The organism is Sedimentibacter sp. B4 (assembly GCF_000309315.1).
Lineage (GTDB): Bacteria > Bacillota > Clostridia > Tissierellales > Sedimentibacteraceae > Sedimentibacter > Sedimentibacter saalensis.
The window spans coordinates 1-393 of the sequence record NZ_CANG01000222.1 but is presented as its reverse complement, the minus strand read 5'-3'; the positions used below and the strand labels follow the sequence as shown (position 1 = coordinate 393).

Below are 393 nucleotides of genomic sequence, written 5' to 3'. Positions count from 1 at the left end.
CCTTGCCAACGCCGACTTCGTCACCGACCGGCTCGCCGTGGGCGGCGACCTCTCGCCGAACTTCGTCCGGGCTCGCGCCCAACTGGACGAGCTCCTCGCCGCGGGGATCACCCACATCGTCGACCTTCGGGAGGAGTGGAGCGACGAAGGGCTGGTGGAAACCTGGGCACCGCAGGTGCGCTACCTGCAGCACCGGGTCGCCGACGCCGGCCAGAAGATCGGACCGGACTGGTTCGCCGGCCTGGTCGCATGGGTGGACGAGGCGCTCGCGGACTCCTCGGCGAAGGTGCTCGTGCACTGCCACATGGGGGTGAACCGGGCACCCTCGGCGATGCTGGCGCTCCTGCTGGCCCAGGGGCTGGGGCTGCGTCCGGCACTGGACGCGATCCGGCA

The 393-nt window shown here is 71.2% G+C and carries 1 protein-coding gene; it reads left to right on the top strand.

What is annotated here, in order from left to right; genetic code table 11:
• Positions 1-393: dual specificity protein phosphatase family protein (locus BN358_RS22370; protein ID WP_198018392.1), on the top strand; the 393-nt coding region annotated here is incomplete at both ends.